At 60.6% G+C, this 12,674-nt stretch carries 17 protein-coding genes; 6 read left to right on the top strand and 11 right to left on the bottom strand.

Going from position 1 to position 12,674, the window contains the following annotated elements; translation table 11 throughout:
- Nucleotides 1-3: 3 nt before the first annotated feature.
- From FHX05_RS07050 to FHX05_RS07035, 4 genes are all read right to left on the bottom strand, one after another.
- Entirely contained in the window at nucleotides 4-975 is a 972-nt protein-coding gene (locus FHX05_RS07050; protein WP_183871074.1) for a threonine/serine dehydratase, read from the bottom strand.
- A gap of 89 nt (nucleotides 976-1,064) precedes the next feature.
- A complete protein-coding gene (locus FHX05_RS07045; protein ID WP_183871073.1) occupies nucleotides 1,065-1,637 on the bottom strand; it encodes a DUF4865 family protein in 573 nt (190 codons plus the stop codon).
- 3 nt (nucleotides 1,638-1,640) lie between these two features.
- The gene (locus FHX05_RS07040; RefSeq protein ID WP_183871072.1) at nucleotides 1,641-2,036 is read right to left on the bottom strand and encodes a cupin domain-containing protein; all 396 of its coding nucleotides are present in this window, start codon (nucleotides 2,034-2,036) and stop codon (nucleotides 1,641-1,643) included.
- Between the two features lie 5 nt (nucleotides 2,037-2,041).
- The gene (locus FHX05_RS07035; protein ID WP_183871071.1) at nucleotides 2,042-2,434 is read right to left on the bottom strand and encodes a tautomerase family protein; all 393 of its coding nucleotides are present in this window, start codon (nucleotides 2,432-2,434) and stop codon (nucleotides 2,042-2,044) included.
- Nucleotides 2,435-2,545: 111 nt separating this feature from the next.
- Here FHX05_RS07035 and FHX05_RS07030 point away from each other — a divergent pair, with 111 nt between their 5' ends.
- A complete protein-coding gene (locus tag FHX05_RS07030) occupies nucleotides 2,546-3,487 on the top strand; it encodes a LysR substrate-binding domain-containing protein (RefSeq protein ID WP_112609548.1) in 942 nt (313 codons plus the stop codon).
- Here the strand turns inward: FHX05_RS07030 and FHX05_RS07025 are convergent.
- The 6 genes from FHX05_RS07025 to FHX05_RS07000 form a co-directional block, all read right to left on the bottom strand.
- Nucleotides 3,466-4,515, bottom strand: coding sequence for an alpha/beta hydrolase (locus FHX05_RS07025; protein WP_183871070.1), 1,050 nt, complete (start codon nucleotides 4,513-4,515; stop codon nucleotides 3,466-3,468). The two genes, FHX05_RS07030 and FHX05_RS07025, sit on opposite strands and share 22 nt — an antisense overlap.
- A gap of 99 nt (nucleotides 4,516-4,614) precedes the next feature.
- Nucleotides 4,615-5,244 (bottom strand): hypothetical protein, encoded by a 630-nt coding sequence (locus FHX05_RS07020; RefSeq protein WP_183871069.1) that lies wholly within the window; start codon nucleotides 5,242-5,244, stop codon nucleotides 4,615-4,617.
- 90 nt (nucleotides 5,245-5,334) lie between these two features.
- Nucleotides 5,335-5,460: a type B 50S ribosomal protein L36 gene (ykgO, locus tag FHX05_RS07015; RefSeq protein ID WP_003582204.1), complete on the bottom strand. Its 126-nt coding sequence runs from the start codon at nucleotides 5,458-5,460 to the stop codon at nucleotides 5,335-5,337.
- Between the two features lie 151 nt (nucleotides 5,461-5,611).
- Nucleotides 5,612-6,670 (bottom strand): 5-(carboxyamino)imidazole ribonucleotide synthase, encoded by a 1,059-nt coding sequence (locus tag FHX05_RS07010; RefSeq protein ID WP_112609542.1) that lies wholly within the window; start codon nucleotides 6,668-6,670, stop codon nucleotides 5,612-5,614.
- The gene (purE, locus tag FHX05_RS07005; protein ID WP_015341043.1) at nucleotides 6,667-7,164 is read right to left on the bottom strand and encodes a 5-(carboxyamino)imidazole ribonucleotide mutase; all 498 of its coding nucleotides are present in this window, start codon (nucleotides 7,162-7,164) and stop codon (nucleotides 6,667-6,669) included. Before purE ends, FHX05_RS07010 begins: the two co-directional genes overlap by 4 nt.
- Before the next feature lie 16 nt (nucleotides 7,165-7,180).
- Entirely contained in the window at nucleotides 7,181-7,384 is a 204-nt protein-coding gene (locus tag FHX05_RS07000) for a DUF465 domain-containing protein (RefSeq protein WP_015341042.1), read from the bottom strand.
- Between the two features lie 230 nt (nucleotides 7,385-7,614).
- Here FHX05_RS07000 and FHX05_RS06995 point away from each other — a divergent pair, with 230 nt between their 5' ends.
- Nucleotides 7,615-7,788 (top strand): DUF465 domain-containing protein, encoded by a 174-nt coding sequence (locus FHX05_RS06995; protein WP_015341041.1) that lies wholly within the window; start codon nucleotides 7,615-7,617, stop codon nucleotides 7,786-7,788.
- 349 nt (nucleotides 7,789-8,137) lie between these two features.
- On the opposite strand, the gene FHX05_RS06990 is transcribed toward FHX05_RS06995, so the two are convergent.
- Nucleotides 8,138-8,398 (bottom strand): metalloregulator ArsR/SmtB family transcription factor, encoded by a 261-nt coding sequence (locus FHX05_RS06990; protein ID WP_015341040.1) that lies wholly within the window; start codon nucleotides 8,396-8,398, stop codon nucleotides 8,138-8,140.
- Between the two features lie 222 nt (nucleotides 8,399-8,620).
- Here FHX05_RS06990 and FHX05_RS06985 point away from each other — a divergent pair, with 222 nt between their 5' ends.
- The 4 genes from FHX05_RS06985 to FHX05_RS06970 all read left to right on the top strand — a co-directional run bounded on the left by FHX05_RS06985 (nucleotide 8,621) and on the right by FHX05_RS06970 (nucleotide 12,674).
- On the top strand, nucleotides 8,621-9,274 hold the full coding sequence (locus FHX05_RS06985) for a thiamine phosphate synthase (RefSeq protein ID WP_112335297.1): 654 nt from the start codon (nucleotides 8,621-8,623) through the stop codon (nucleotides 9,272-9,274).
- A 9-nt stretch (nucleotides 9,275-9,283) separates the two neighbouring features.
- A complete protein-coding gene (locus FHX05_RS06980) occupies nucleotides 9,284-10,504 on the top strand; it encodes a tetratricopeptide repeat protein (protein ID WP_183871068.1) in 1,221 nt (406 codons plus the stop codon).
- A gap of 191 nt (nucleotides 10,505-10,695) precedes the next feature.
- Nucleotides 10,696-11,496, top strand: coding sequence for an inositol monophosphatase family protein (locus FHX05_RS06975; protein ID WP_015341037.1), 801 nt, complete (start codon nucleotides 10,696-10,698; stop codon nucleotides 11,494-11,496).
- A gap of 134 nt (nucleotides 11,497-11,630) precedes the next feature.
- Complete coding sequence (locus FHX05_RS06970) at nucleotides 11,631-12,674, top strand: hypothetical protein (RefSeq protein ID WP_041677656.1); 1,044 nt, start codon at nucleotides 11,631-11,633, stop codon at nucleotides 12,672-12,674.

The following is a 12,674-nucleotide window of genomic DNA, read 5'->3' as shown; positions in this document are numbered from 1 at the left end:
GGTTTAGTGGCGGCTCAGCGCCGCCTCGAAGACGTCCTGGTCGACATTGCCGCCTGAAGTGACGGCGATCACCGTATCACCGTCGATGCCCTTGCCGTGGAAAAGCGCTGCTGCAAGCGCGACGGCGCCGCCTGGTTCCACGACGATCTTCAGGCGGGTGAAGGCGAGGGCCATGGCCTTTTGCGCCTCTTCATCCGTCACGACGAGGCCGGGGCCGCAAAGGCGCTTCAGGATCGGGAAGGTGATGTTGCCCGGCTGCGGCGTGATGATGGCGTCGCAGATCGAGCCTTGCAGCGCGGCGTTGCGCTCGATCTTGCCCGAGGCGAGTGAACGGGTGGTATCATCGAAATTTTCGGGCTCGCATGGGCGCGCCTTCAGGCCCGGAGCGCGGGATTCGAGCGCCAGTGCGATTCCCGAGGTCAGGCCACCGCCACCGCAGGGGACCAGCACATCGGCAGTTTCGATGCCTTCTTCGGCAGCCTGCTCTGCGATCTCCAGCCCCGTCGTTCCCTGGCCGGCGATGACTTGCGGCTCATCGAAGGGCTTGATGAGCGTCAGGCCTCGCTCCTTGGAAATACGGGCACTGATCTCGTCGCGATCTTCCTTGATGCGGTCATAGAGCACGACCTCCGCGCCGAAGGCGCGGGTGTTGTCGATCTTCAGCTTCGGCGCGTCCGTCGGCATGATGATGACCGAGGGGATGCCGTGCAGCTTTGCGGCCAGCGCCACACCCTGCGCGTGGTTGCCAGAGGAAAACGCGATGACGCCTCTGGCGCGCACGGTCGGCTCCAGCGCCGAAACAGCCGACCAGCCGCCGCGGAACTTGAAGGAACCGGAATGCTGCAGGCATTCGGCCTTCACGAACAGGCGTCGGCCGGCGATCTCATCGAGAAAGGGCGAGGAGAGCAGCGGAGTGCGGCGCGCCCGACCGCCGAGGCGAGTGCGGGCGGCTTCGATCATTGCGATATCGACCATGGAGGGATCACTCTTCGGATTCAGAAAGACTTTCCCTCCATAAAGCTCCGGCCTTTCCTTTAAAACAAGGAGATTGTCTCCATGACACTTCAGGCGACGCCGGGCAGCGAAAGATGTCCGACATTGTAGGCTTGGACCCCGGATAGACCCGGGTCTTTCGGCGGCTCGGCCAGCAGACGGAAGCGCACCAATGTCCAGTGCGTCGGTTCGAAGGCGACGAGCGAGGCGAGTGCTTCGCCGTTCGATAGGGCCTGCGCCGCAGCCTCAGTCTCGTTTGCGCGGAGTTCGGCAAGCGATGTTTCGGCGTCAATCGCGACCACCTCGCGCGTTGCGAACTTGGCGCTGCGAATATCCGCAGATGTCTCGGTGTGCCATGCGATCCAGGTATCGACCTGAGGGCGGCCGAAGTTCTCGGTCAGGGCTGAGAAGCCTGGGCCAGAGACGAAGTCGCTCAGTCCTTCTTCCTGCTGCCAGACATAGAAGGGCGAGTAGAAGTTCTGTCGGCTCCCTGTGACGGCATCGCCCTTTCTCGCCGTCAGGTAGGCCTTGAACTTCAGGCCCGGGAGATTGTCGAGCAGGGGACCTTTTTCACGGATACGGCGATCGATGATCGCCATGTCGTAATCCGCGGGTAGGGGGAAGTTATATTGCATGGCGATCATCGGTCATTCCTCCAGCCAGGTTACAGCGCTTCCATCTTGCGCCGCCTGGATGCTGATATAGGAGAAGGCATTTTCCGGCGCTGCACCGTGCCGATGGCGTTCGTTCGGCGCGAAGCTGATGCAGTCGCCGGCGCGCAGTTCCTCGGCCGTGCCGCCAAAGCGTTCGGCAAGTCCGACGCCGGACAGAACATAGAGGATCTGTCCATGCGGATGCGTATGCCAGCGCGTCATGACGCCGGGTTCGAGTGCGCAGCGCATGGCGGTGAGACCGCCGTTTTCGGCATTCTCCACGAGCGACTCCACCAGGAAGGAGGCCGTGGCGATGCCCTCGGGCGATGCGCGCATATTCGTGCCGGCGCGATGTATGGTCGGGGATTGGGTCGATGTGGTCTGCGGCATGGCTCTCAGACCTGTTCGATCATTTGCGCGCGACCATCGGAGAAGGACCAATCCTCGCGCGTCGCAGTCGTGATGGTGATCATGATGTCCTCGGGGCGAATGCCTGGTGCATCGGCAAGCAGCTCGGCGACACGGCGATAGAAGGCTTGCTTGACCTCGGTGCTGCGCGGCTTGCCGATGGTGACGTCGAAGAAGACGTAATTGTCCGAACGCGGAGTGCTGGCAAAATAGGTGCGATCGAAGATGAGCTCATGCGGCTCCAGCTGATGAATAGACTGGAAGCGATCGGTCGGCGGCACCTCGAAGGCTTCGACCAGAGCGCGGTGGAAATTATCCGAAAGTGCCTTGAGATATTCCGGCGACTTGCCGCGCAGAAGGGTGATGCGGGTGAATGGCATGGGATTGCTCCTGTTTCCGTGTCACTTGACGAGCATAGAATGTCAGTCGATAATCATCCTGAAAATCAGATAATTCTGGATATATAGTCCCAAAAATATGGATGATTATCCGTGCGAAAGATCATCTTCGATCTCGATGTGCTGCGCAGCTTCGTCACTGGTATGGATCTCGGCAGCTATGCCAAGGCGGCAGACCGGCTCGGGCGTTCCACCTCGGCGATCAGTGCCCAGCTGAAAAAGCTGGAGGAGCAGGCGGGCACGCCGATCTTCCGCAAGGCGGGCCGGGGACTGGCGCTGACGGAGGCTGGCGAGACGATGCTTGGCTATGCACGGCGGCTGCTGGATCTGAACGACGAGGCGGCCACGGCACTACATGGGACCGAGCTTGAAGGCTGGGTGCGCCTGGGGCTGCAAGAGGATTTCGGCGAGACGCTGCTGCCGGACGTATTGGGCCGCTTCGCCCGTGCACATCCCAAGGTGCGTATCGAGGCGCGTGTCGTGCGCAACGCGGAACTTGTGGAGCGGGTGACGTCAGGCAAGCTCGATCTGGCGCTTGCCTGGAGCGACGGTTTCCGCACGGCTTATACGGACCGTATAGCTGAAGTCCCGCTCTGCTGGGTCGGCCCGGCCAGTGGCGACATGCAGTGGCACGCCGATGGCGGCGAAGCCATGCCGCTCGCCTCGCTTGAGGCGCCTTGTTTGCTGCGCAACATCGCCACAAAGACGCTCGATCGCGCCGGCGTCGGCTGGCGGATATCTTTCGTCAGCCCGAGTCTCGGGGGCCTTTGGGCAGCAACGGCGGCAGGTCTTGGCCTGACACTGCGCACGCCGCTCGGGCTGCCGCCAAAGGTACGGCAATTGACGCCGGGAGAGGTGGGCTTGCCGGCTTTGCCGACGCTCGATCTCGTGCTCCATCGTGCCGAGGCGGAGGGGAGCCCGGCGACGGAGCGCTTGGCATCGATCATGCTGCAGGCGGTGCGGCAGACCATCGAGGCGGTGCCGCAGAGCCGCATATTCGAGGATGCGTCTGGTCAGGATGTCGTCATGGCCTGAGAAGAGGGCTGTCGCGTGGAAAGTTCGCTGCCGAGGTCGCTGATGCGGATTTCCGCCTGTGCAGCCAGCTCATACAGGTCACGCGGCTGGCCTGCCAGCCGTTCCATGGCGGCGATTGCGACATCCGTCGTGACATAATCTGGCTTGTGGCCGAGATTGCGGATGGTGACGAGTTCGGCGCCCGCGATATCCCGGGCAAGTCCACGCGAATGCAATTCTTCGAGCACGATATCGTCGCTGTCGCCGGTGATGATGACCGTGGGTGCTTTGATCTCGCTATAGCGCGGGGAATGGGCAGAGACATAGGCAAAGAGATTGACCACATCGATCGCATTGTTGCGGAAGGTCTGCGGCCGTAGCACCAGTTCCGGCGCCGTCTTGATTATATAATCCGCCGGCCGTTCGTTAGGGCGAAAGATGCTGAGCGTGCCATTTTCGACTCGGCGCAAGCCGATCGGAATGACGAAAAGCTGAGTGAAGAGCCAGCCGAAAACGGGCGTGGCGGCAAGTGTATAATACCAGTCGACGCCACCAGGCCAGGGGTGAGTCGCCGGCGCGAGAAAGAGCAGCCCCTCCGTCTTTTCGGGGTGCCGCATGCCGAAGGCGGCTGCGATCGCACCACCGAAGGAGTGACCGACGATGATGGCACTCTTGATGCCGCGCTTGTCCATCAGCTTCGCGATCGCATCGGCTTGGCCCGAGGGCACCGCGTTTTCGGCCGGCCCGCGTTCGGAATAGCCGTGACCGGGGCGGTCGACGAACAGCATTTCGGCGCGGCCAGATAAAGGTGCCGCAAAGGCCTCGAACTGGTCGCGCAGATTGCCGCTGGCCCCATGGATAAAGACCAGAGCCGGCAGATCAGCCGTTGACGGGCGCGGCAAATGGACCGCGTTGAGGCGGTAGCCGCCAATATCGGTAAGTTCGCCAATATTGGGATAGGCCTGCTCGATGGCGCGGGTCTTGTAGGCGGAAAAGCCCGCGGCGGCGATAAGAAGCAAGACAATGGCGACGAGGAAAGAATCGATCATTGCGGCACGGATCAAATATCTTGAGACGCTAATCTAGCGTGATATGGCGGCTTTTCATCCCTCCAAATGCGATTTCCGCCGGGAAACCGCGGCGGAAAATCAGGTGCGGCTGCCGGCGATCTTTTCCGAGAGCTTGTCCGCTTCCTCCTGGGCTGATCGATTCGCAGGATAGACTTCGAGAAAGCGCTGCCAGGCCTTGAGGGCGAGAGCATCGTTGCCGCGTTCGGTCAGCATCGCCGCCATACCGGCCAGCGCTCCGAAATGGCGCGGCTCGATGCGCAGCACCTGATTGATGTCTTCCATCGACTTGCGATAGTCGCCGATCGCGAAATTGAGCGTGGCGCGGCGGTTCCAGCCTTCGACATAGTCGGGCTTCAGCGAGATCACCTGATCGAGATAATCCATCGCGGCGGCATTGCGCTTGTCCTGAATGGCCTTGTCGGCCCATTGCATCAGGAGATTGATAGTGGCGCTGCCGGAATCGGCGAACTGGGCATTGATCTGGTCCGCAATCAAGCTTGCCTGGTCGGGATCGCGCTGCCGCTTCAGCGTCGTGAACAGATTGTCGAGCTGCTGCTTAGGCGACAGGGTGCCGGAGGAATTGCCCTGATTCTGCTTTTCCACAGGGTTTGGTTCATCAGCCTGCGCCGCATGGGATGCAGAGGCAGTCAGAGCAAACAGAATCGGCAGGGCTAGATATGACAAAGCAAAAACGCGCATGGCGGGCATAGTAGCCCGCCAATGTCGAAGATCAAAACAAATTTGATGCGATCAACTAAAACTGAGGCCCGATCCGTGGGATCGGAGCCGCGCGCTGTATCAGCCCTGACGAGCCTTGTAGCGTGGGTTCAGCTTGTTGATGATGTAGATACGGCCCTTGCGGCGGACGAGACGGTTGTCACGGTGGCGCGCCTTGAGCGACTTGAGCGAATTCTTGATCTTCATTTTTCTGATCCGCGATCTCTGAGGGGGAATGTCACATTCGCCCGGGTCTTTAACAATCAAAAGCGCGCTCAGGGCGCGCTCTTTAGGGTGGGGAGCAAATACCCTGTCGGCCGTGCGCTGTCAACCATGTCAGGGCTTTTTCCCGCTGATCTCAGCGCAGAAGCTGTGTAACGTGCCCCATCTTGCGGCCCGGCCGGGCTTCGGTCTTGCCATAGAGATGCACTAGCGTGTCGTCAAGGCGCAGCCATTCCGGCAGTGCCAGGATGTCGTCGCCGATCAGATTCGTCATGACGCAGTCCGAGTGGCGCTGAGGATTTCCGAGCGGCAGGCCGGCGACGGCGCGGATATGCTGCTCGAATTGCGATATGACGCAGGCGGCCTCCGTCCAATGACCGGAATTGTGGACGCGCGGCGCCATTTCATTGGCGATCAGACTGCCATCGGCAAGCACGAAGAACTCGATGCCGATGACGCCGACATAGCCGAGCGCCGTCAATATCTTCTCCGCAGCATCGCGAGCGGCATTCGCCGTCTCTTGCGAAATGCTCGCCGGCAGCGTGGAGGTGTGGAGAATGCCGTTGCGATGGACGTTCTCTGCCGGATCGTAGCAGGCGACTTTTCCGTCGCTGCCGCGGGCGGCGATGATGGAAACCTCGCGCTCGAAGGATACGAAGCTCTCCAGAATCAACGGAACGCTGCCCAAGGCCGCATAGCCGCCTTCGGGGCTGTCGGCGGCGGAGCGATAGACGCGCTGGCCTTTGCCGTCATAGCCGAGGCGGCGCGTCTTCAGCACGCCCTGACCGCCGAAATCCGCTAGCGCCTTTTCGAGGTCGTCCTGGCTGTCGACGGCATGGAAGCGGGCCGTCGGAATGCCGCAGCCGTTGATGAAGCTCTTTTCGGTCAGCCGGTCCTGCGCCATTTCAAGCGCCTTGGGCGGCGGATAGACCGTTACCTGCAAGGCAAGATCCTCGGCGGCGGTTACGGGCACGTTTTCGAACTCATAGGTCACGACATCGCAGCGCTTCGCCAGCTCGGCAAGGGCGGCCGCATCGTCATAGGCGGCTGTGATCTGTTCGTTGGCAACATGGGCCGCCGGACAATCGGCCTGGGGCTCGAGGATGACGGTGCGAAAATTCAGGCGCGCAGCCGCCATGGCCAGCATGCGGCCGAGCTGGCCGCCGCCGATGATACCAATCGTCTTCGCGTTCATAGGTCGTCCATCGGATATTCGGCAACGGCTGCGCTCTGGCGCGCGCGCCATTCGTCGAGCCGGTCGGCAATCTCTTCGTCGCCGAGCGCCAGGACGGCGGCAGCAAGAAGGGCGGCATTGACCGCGCCGGCCTTTCCGATCGCGAGCGTGCCGACGGGAATGCCGGCCGGCATCTGCACGATCGAAAGAAGGCTGTCCTGACCGGAGAGCGCGCGTGACTGAACCGGCACGCCGAAGACCGGAAGAGGCGTCATAGAAGCCGCCATGCCCGGCAGATGCGCCGCGCCGCCGGCGCCCGCGATAATGACCTTGAAACCCTCATCCCTCGCGCCCTTGGCGAAGCTCACCAGCCTGTCCGGCGTACGATGCGCGGAAATGATGCGCGCATCATAGGTAATCTCAAGCGCTTCCAGGGTGTCCGCAGCATTCTTCATGGTCTCCCAGTCAGACTGGCTTCCCATGATGATGGCGACAGGCGGTCTTTCGGTCAGCATCGTTGCGTTGTGCTCCTCAGGCGATGATGTCGGGGATGATCTGGTCTTCCAGCTTAGTCAGCTTGTCCTTGATGACGAGCTTCTTCTTTTTCATGCGCTGGATACGAAGGGCATCGCAGCCCGTCTCGATCATGGCATTGATTGCGGCATCATAATCCTCGTGTTCCTGGCGCAGCCGCGCCACGATCAGCCTGATTTCCGCCTGTTCCTGATCGGCCATGTTCATTTCCCCAGCATATCGCGGAATCGCATTCGTTCCGCCTCCTGAATTCCGCAAGCTCCTATCACCAAATGGCGATAACGGGAAGTTATCCTTCTTCACGAATTTGCCGCCTATAGGCCACGTTTTCGCCTTCGACAAAGGCTCCATCTTATGGCACAGTGAGAGGGTTGACACCTAGAGCCTTGGCGAATGGATGGTCAGGGCTCTTCAGAGGAAGGAAGGGTCATATGACTGTTCAAGCACATCTTGAATCGCTCGAAAAGAAACATGTCGCGCTCGAGGAGGCGCTGCATGCGGCAATCTCATCTCCCTCTAGCAATGATACGGAAATAGCCGACATCAAACGCAGGAAACTGCGCGTCAAGGACGAAATCCAGCGTCTGCGTTCCTCCGTTCACTGAGGCAACGTTCCAAAGTTCAAAAAAGCCATCGATCTTGGGGCAAAAGAGGCAGATCGAAAGGTCTTGAGGCAAATTCCCAGTCAGGATCGATGAGCATTTCCGTCAAAAACGGATGCGCCAGCTTCGTAGTGTCGAAGGTAGGGGTTGGCGCAATTTCCCCATCTTATGCAACAAATGCCGTCGTTGGCGACTCTCGGCTCGTTGTGGTCGCGGCACTCGCTCATCCGGAGGTCATGTCGTTTCGATCGCGGACTCAACTCGAAGAGCCGCTTTGCGCGTCGTCATAGCGGACGCTATCAGCTGCCAAATTCCGCAAATTTCCAAGTATGATGAAAGCGGAAAAGCCGTTTCAGGACCAGAATTGATCCAGCCATAGATTCAGCTTGTCGAAACCGCGGCTGTTGACCGCATAAATGCGCTTCGTGCCTTCATTGGTGACGGAAACGAGGTTGCTGTCGAGCAGCGCCTTGAGATGCTGCGAGACGGCTGGGCGGCTGATTGGCAGGCCCTGCGCCAGTTCGTTGACCGTCTTGGGTGCGCGGCGCAATTCCTCCAGCAGATGACGCCGGTTCGGGTCCGCGATGGCTGCGAAAGGGTCCATGGTCGACATGGCGGAAAGCTACGTCAAACACCAAAGGGCGGCAAGTTAATTGTGCGCTGCATGATATATTGTGCGAATGGCCGCTCGCGGAGGTGGCGTGCCCGATGTCCTTCATCGCGAAGTGCCCGTTTCGGCAGCTGCCCCTTGTCAGAGAGAGCTAACGGATTTACTCACGATTATCGAACCGGTGCGCCATCGCTGACGATGGAGGCCGAAACCATGGAAGCTCGCATGACCGTGCCCGAAGATCGTTGCCGCCTCGTACTCATCGTTCCCGACATTGCCGATATCGAGCAGCGGGCGACGGCAGTGGCCGATGCCCTGAGGGGTGGGGACGTCGCTTCGGTGATCATTCCTCAATATGGTCTTGATGACGGTACCTTCCAGAAACATGCCGAAAAGCTCGTGCCGGTCATTCAGGCCGCAGGTGCGGCAGCGCTCGTCGCCGGTGACAGCCGCGTGGCAGGGCGTGCCAAGGCCGACGGGCTGCACATTGCCGGCAATATTACCGAGCTTACGGAAGCCGTCGAAAAATTCGTGCCGAAGCTGATCGTCGGTGGCGGCAGCGCAGCCGATAGGCACAGCGCACTGGAGGTCGGCGAACTCAGGCCGGACTATATCTTCTTCGGCAAGCTCGATGGCGACATCAAGCCCGAGGCGCATCCAAAAAATCTGGCGCTCGGCGAATGGTGGGCTTCGATGATCGAAATCCCCTGTATCGTCATGGGCGGCACCGATCCGAAGTCGGCGCTGGAGGTGGCGCTCACCGGCGCCGAGTTCGTGGCGCTGCACAAGGCGGTCTTTGCCGATCCCGCCGCCGCCCCGTCCATCGTTGCGGAAGTGAATGCGCTTCTGGACGAAAAAGCGCCACGGTTTGAGGATTGATAGCGATTCATGTCGTCAGCGCCTCGATTCCGCCATCGATCCTTCCTTGCCGTGCTGGCAGCCGGGCTTGCAGCATTCCCGTTGCTGGCCGCGGCGCAATCCGGCAATGACAATACGTCCCTGCCGGGTGTTTCGCAGCCGGCGGAGAAGGGCGCGCGACCGGAAGACAATGCGCAATCCGATGACGACACAACCGTGCCGGATGCACCGCAGCACAACGATAATGTCATGACCCGGCCCCTGGGCGCCGATGCCGGCACTTTCAAGACTGAAAAGATTCAGCCGGGCGCAGAGCCGAAAGCCGATAGCGACATCAAGCCATCCCAGGGCGTTGGCGTTTTCGAGCGCATGGGGGCAAATTTGCCGGACCTGCCGCCGGAAAAGCCTTTCACCGGCAAGGTGGATGATGCCTATGGTGCCTTCCAACGCGGCTATTACCTGACCGCTTTTCAGAAAGCATTGCCGCGGGCGCAGCTCGGCGATCCGGCCGCACAGACCTTGATCGCGGAGCTGATGGCACAGGGCCTGGGCGTGAAGCGCGATACGAAGGACGCCGCCTTCTGGTACAGCAAGGCGGCCGAGGGCGGTGATCCCACGGCGATGTTCAAATACGCGCTGATCCTGATGGAGGGCCGCGAAGTGCCCCGCGATCAGAAGAAGGCCGATGAATGGATGAAGAAGGCGGCCGATGCGGGTCAGCCTTCGGCGGAATTCAATGTCGCCCAGATGCTGACGGCCGAAAATCCAGGCCCGAAGGGTCTGCAGATGGCGCTTCCCTATTATGAAAAGTCTGCGCAGCAGGGCATTGCCGACGCGCAGTATGCCGTTTCGCAGCTCTATCTGAACCTTCCCGATCTGCCGCCGGAAAAGAAGGCGCGCGCACGAGAGTGGCTGTCGCGTGCAGCCAATGCAGGCTTCGATACTGCACAGCTCGACATGGGCATCTGGCTGATCAACGGCACCGGCGGCGCGCAGGACCTCGAAAACGGCTTTAACTGGATGCGGGTCGCAGCCTATCGCGGCAACGTCGTCGCGCAAAACAAATTGGCGCATCTTTATATCAACGCCATCGGCACGAAGCAGGATCCGGTGGCTGCAGCCACCTGGTATGTCATTTCGCGTCGTGCCGGCCTGAAAGACCCCGAGCTTGAGGATTTCTATCAAGGGATCGAGGACTACCAGCAGAAGGCGGCCATCGACGCAGCCAACAAGTATCGGCGCGCGCGATAATAAAGGTGTCGGATTGAGCCTTGGCGGAGCTGATCTGAGGTCAGTTTGCGTCTGCCACAGCCTCACCACTTGAAATTCCCGCGATTTTATGGTCTTGAGGCCGCCAATCTTTATTTCCGCTGACGCTCCTGCTCCGTCGGTGCCTGCTTTCGGGCCCGGTCAGCGCTTTCTGCATTATCCAAGGAACCCCGATGGCCCGTTCTGCTCTTCTCAATGTCATGGTTCAGGCTGCCCTCAAGGCAGGCAAGTCGCTCAGCCGCGATTTCGGCGAAGTGCAGAACCTGCAGGTGTCGGTGAAGGGACCGGGCGATTTCGTCAGCCAGGCGGACCTGAAGGCGCAGAAGATCATCCGCGACGAGCTGTTGAAGGCCCGCCCGACCTACGGTTTCCTCGGCGAGGAAGGCGAAGAGGTCAAGGGCACGGATGGCGCCCATCGCTGGATCGTCGATCCGCTCGACGGTACCACCAATTTCCTGCACGGCATTCCGCTGTTTGCGGTCTCGATCGCGCTTGAGCGCAACGACGAGATCGTTGCCGGCGTCATCTTCAATCCGGCCACCGACGAACTCTATACGACCGAGCGCGGTGGTGGCGCATTCCTCAATGACCGCCGCCTGCGCGTGGCTTCGCGCCGCGTACTGTCGGACAGCGTCATCGGCTGCGGCGTTCCGCATCTTGGCCGCGGCAATCACGGCAAGTTCCTCGTCGAGCTGCGCCATGTCATGGGCGAGGTCGCCGGTGTTCGCCGTCTCGGTTCCGCATCGCTCGATCTTGCCTATGTGGCCGCGGGTCGCTTCGACGGCTTCTGGGAAACCGGCCTGTCTTCCTGGGATATCGCAGCCGGCATTCTGCTGATCCGCGAAGCCGGCGGCTTCGTATCGGATTTCCATGGCGGTACCGAGATGTTCGCAACGAAATCGATCATTTGCGGCAACGAGCATATACAGAAGGCGCTCGCCGAAGTTGTCAAGCGGCCGGTCCCGACGAAATAAGTCATTCCCCCATTCGCCTTTTCGAGGGATAAAACGGTCTGTTGCCAACGGGCTGTTTTGTGCTTTCCGTCTCTTCAATTCGGCACAATGTTGCTCTAGTCTCGCCTGCGGAAAATGCGGTGGCGGAGCGTGCAATGGAAAATGTGAAATTGGCGGATCTGGGATCGACCGACAATGTGTCGGGCAGCTACGCCTATAAGCTCTCGAGCCCGATGGCCTTTTTCTGGACGATGGTGCTTTTCCTCGTCATCGTCGGCTTTATCGTGGCTATCCTTTTCCGTCAGGCCCAGGTTGCGTTCCTGCACAATCCCGGCCTCAATGGCCTGATCGTCGGTGTGCTGGTCGTCGGCATTCTGCTGGTATTCAACCATGTGCTGATGCTGAGACCCGAGGTTCGCTGGTTCAATCACTTCCGCGCAGTCGGCAATGCGGACAAGGTCGGTCGCAATCCGCGGCTGCTGGCGCCGATGCGGGCGCTGCTCGGCAATCGCCGCGCGATGCAGCTTTCCACGGCGACGCTGCGCTCGATCCTCGACTCGATCGCCACACGCCTCGACGAATCGCGGGACACCTCACGCTATCTTATCGGCCTCCTTGTCTTTCTCGGTCTGCTCGGCACATTCTGGGGTCTGATCGGCACGATCGGCTCGATCAATGACGTCATCCAGGGCCTCGACGCGGGCACCGGCGACTCAGGTGACATTCTGAGCGCCTTGAAATCGGGTCTTTCCGGCCCGCTTGTGGGTATGGGCACAGCCTTCTCCTCCTCGCTGCTCGGCCTTTCCGGCTCGCTGATCCTCGGCTTCCTCGATCTCCAGGCTGGCCGTGCTCAGAACCGTTTCTACACCGAGCTCGAGAACTGGCTTTCCTCGGTCACGGATGTCGGTTCCGATATCACGCCGGTCATCGAAAATGCCGCCGGCGCCTCCTCGGAGGATGTGCGTGCGCTTTCCGACTATCTGCGCAAGATCGCCGAGGAGGGCGGTGGTCAACGCTCGGTGACCGCGATGGCGAACCTCGCCGAAGGCATTCAGGGCCTAGTCAAGAACATGCGTAACGAGCAGCAGATGCTGCGCGACTGGATCGAGGCCCAGCAGGAAGAGGCGAAATCGATGCGCCGCACGCTCGACCGCCTCGCCGACCGGATCAGCCATACCGAGAAGACCGGGAGCAAGTAA

It is taken from the genome of Rhizobium sp. BK491 (genome assembly GCF_014194925.1).
Classification (GTDB): Bacteria; Pseudomonadota; Alphaproteobacteria; order Rhizobiales; family Rhizobiaceae; genus Rhizobium.
The sequence above is the reverse complement of the archived record's forward strand: the minus strand, read 5'-3'. Positions and strand labels throughout refer to the sequence as shown.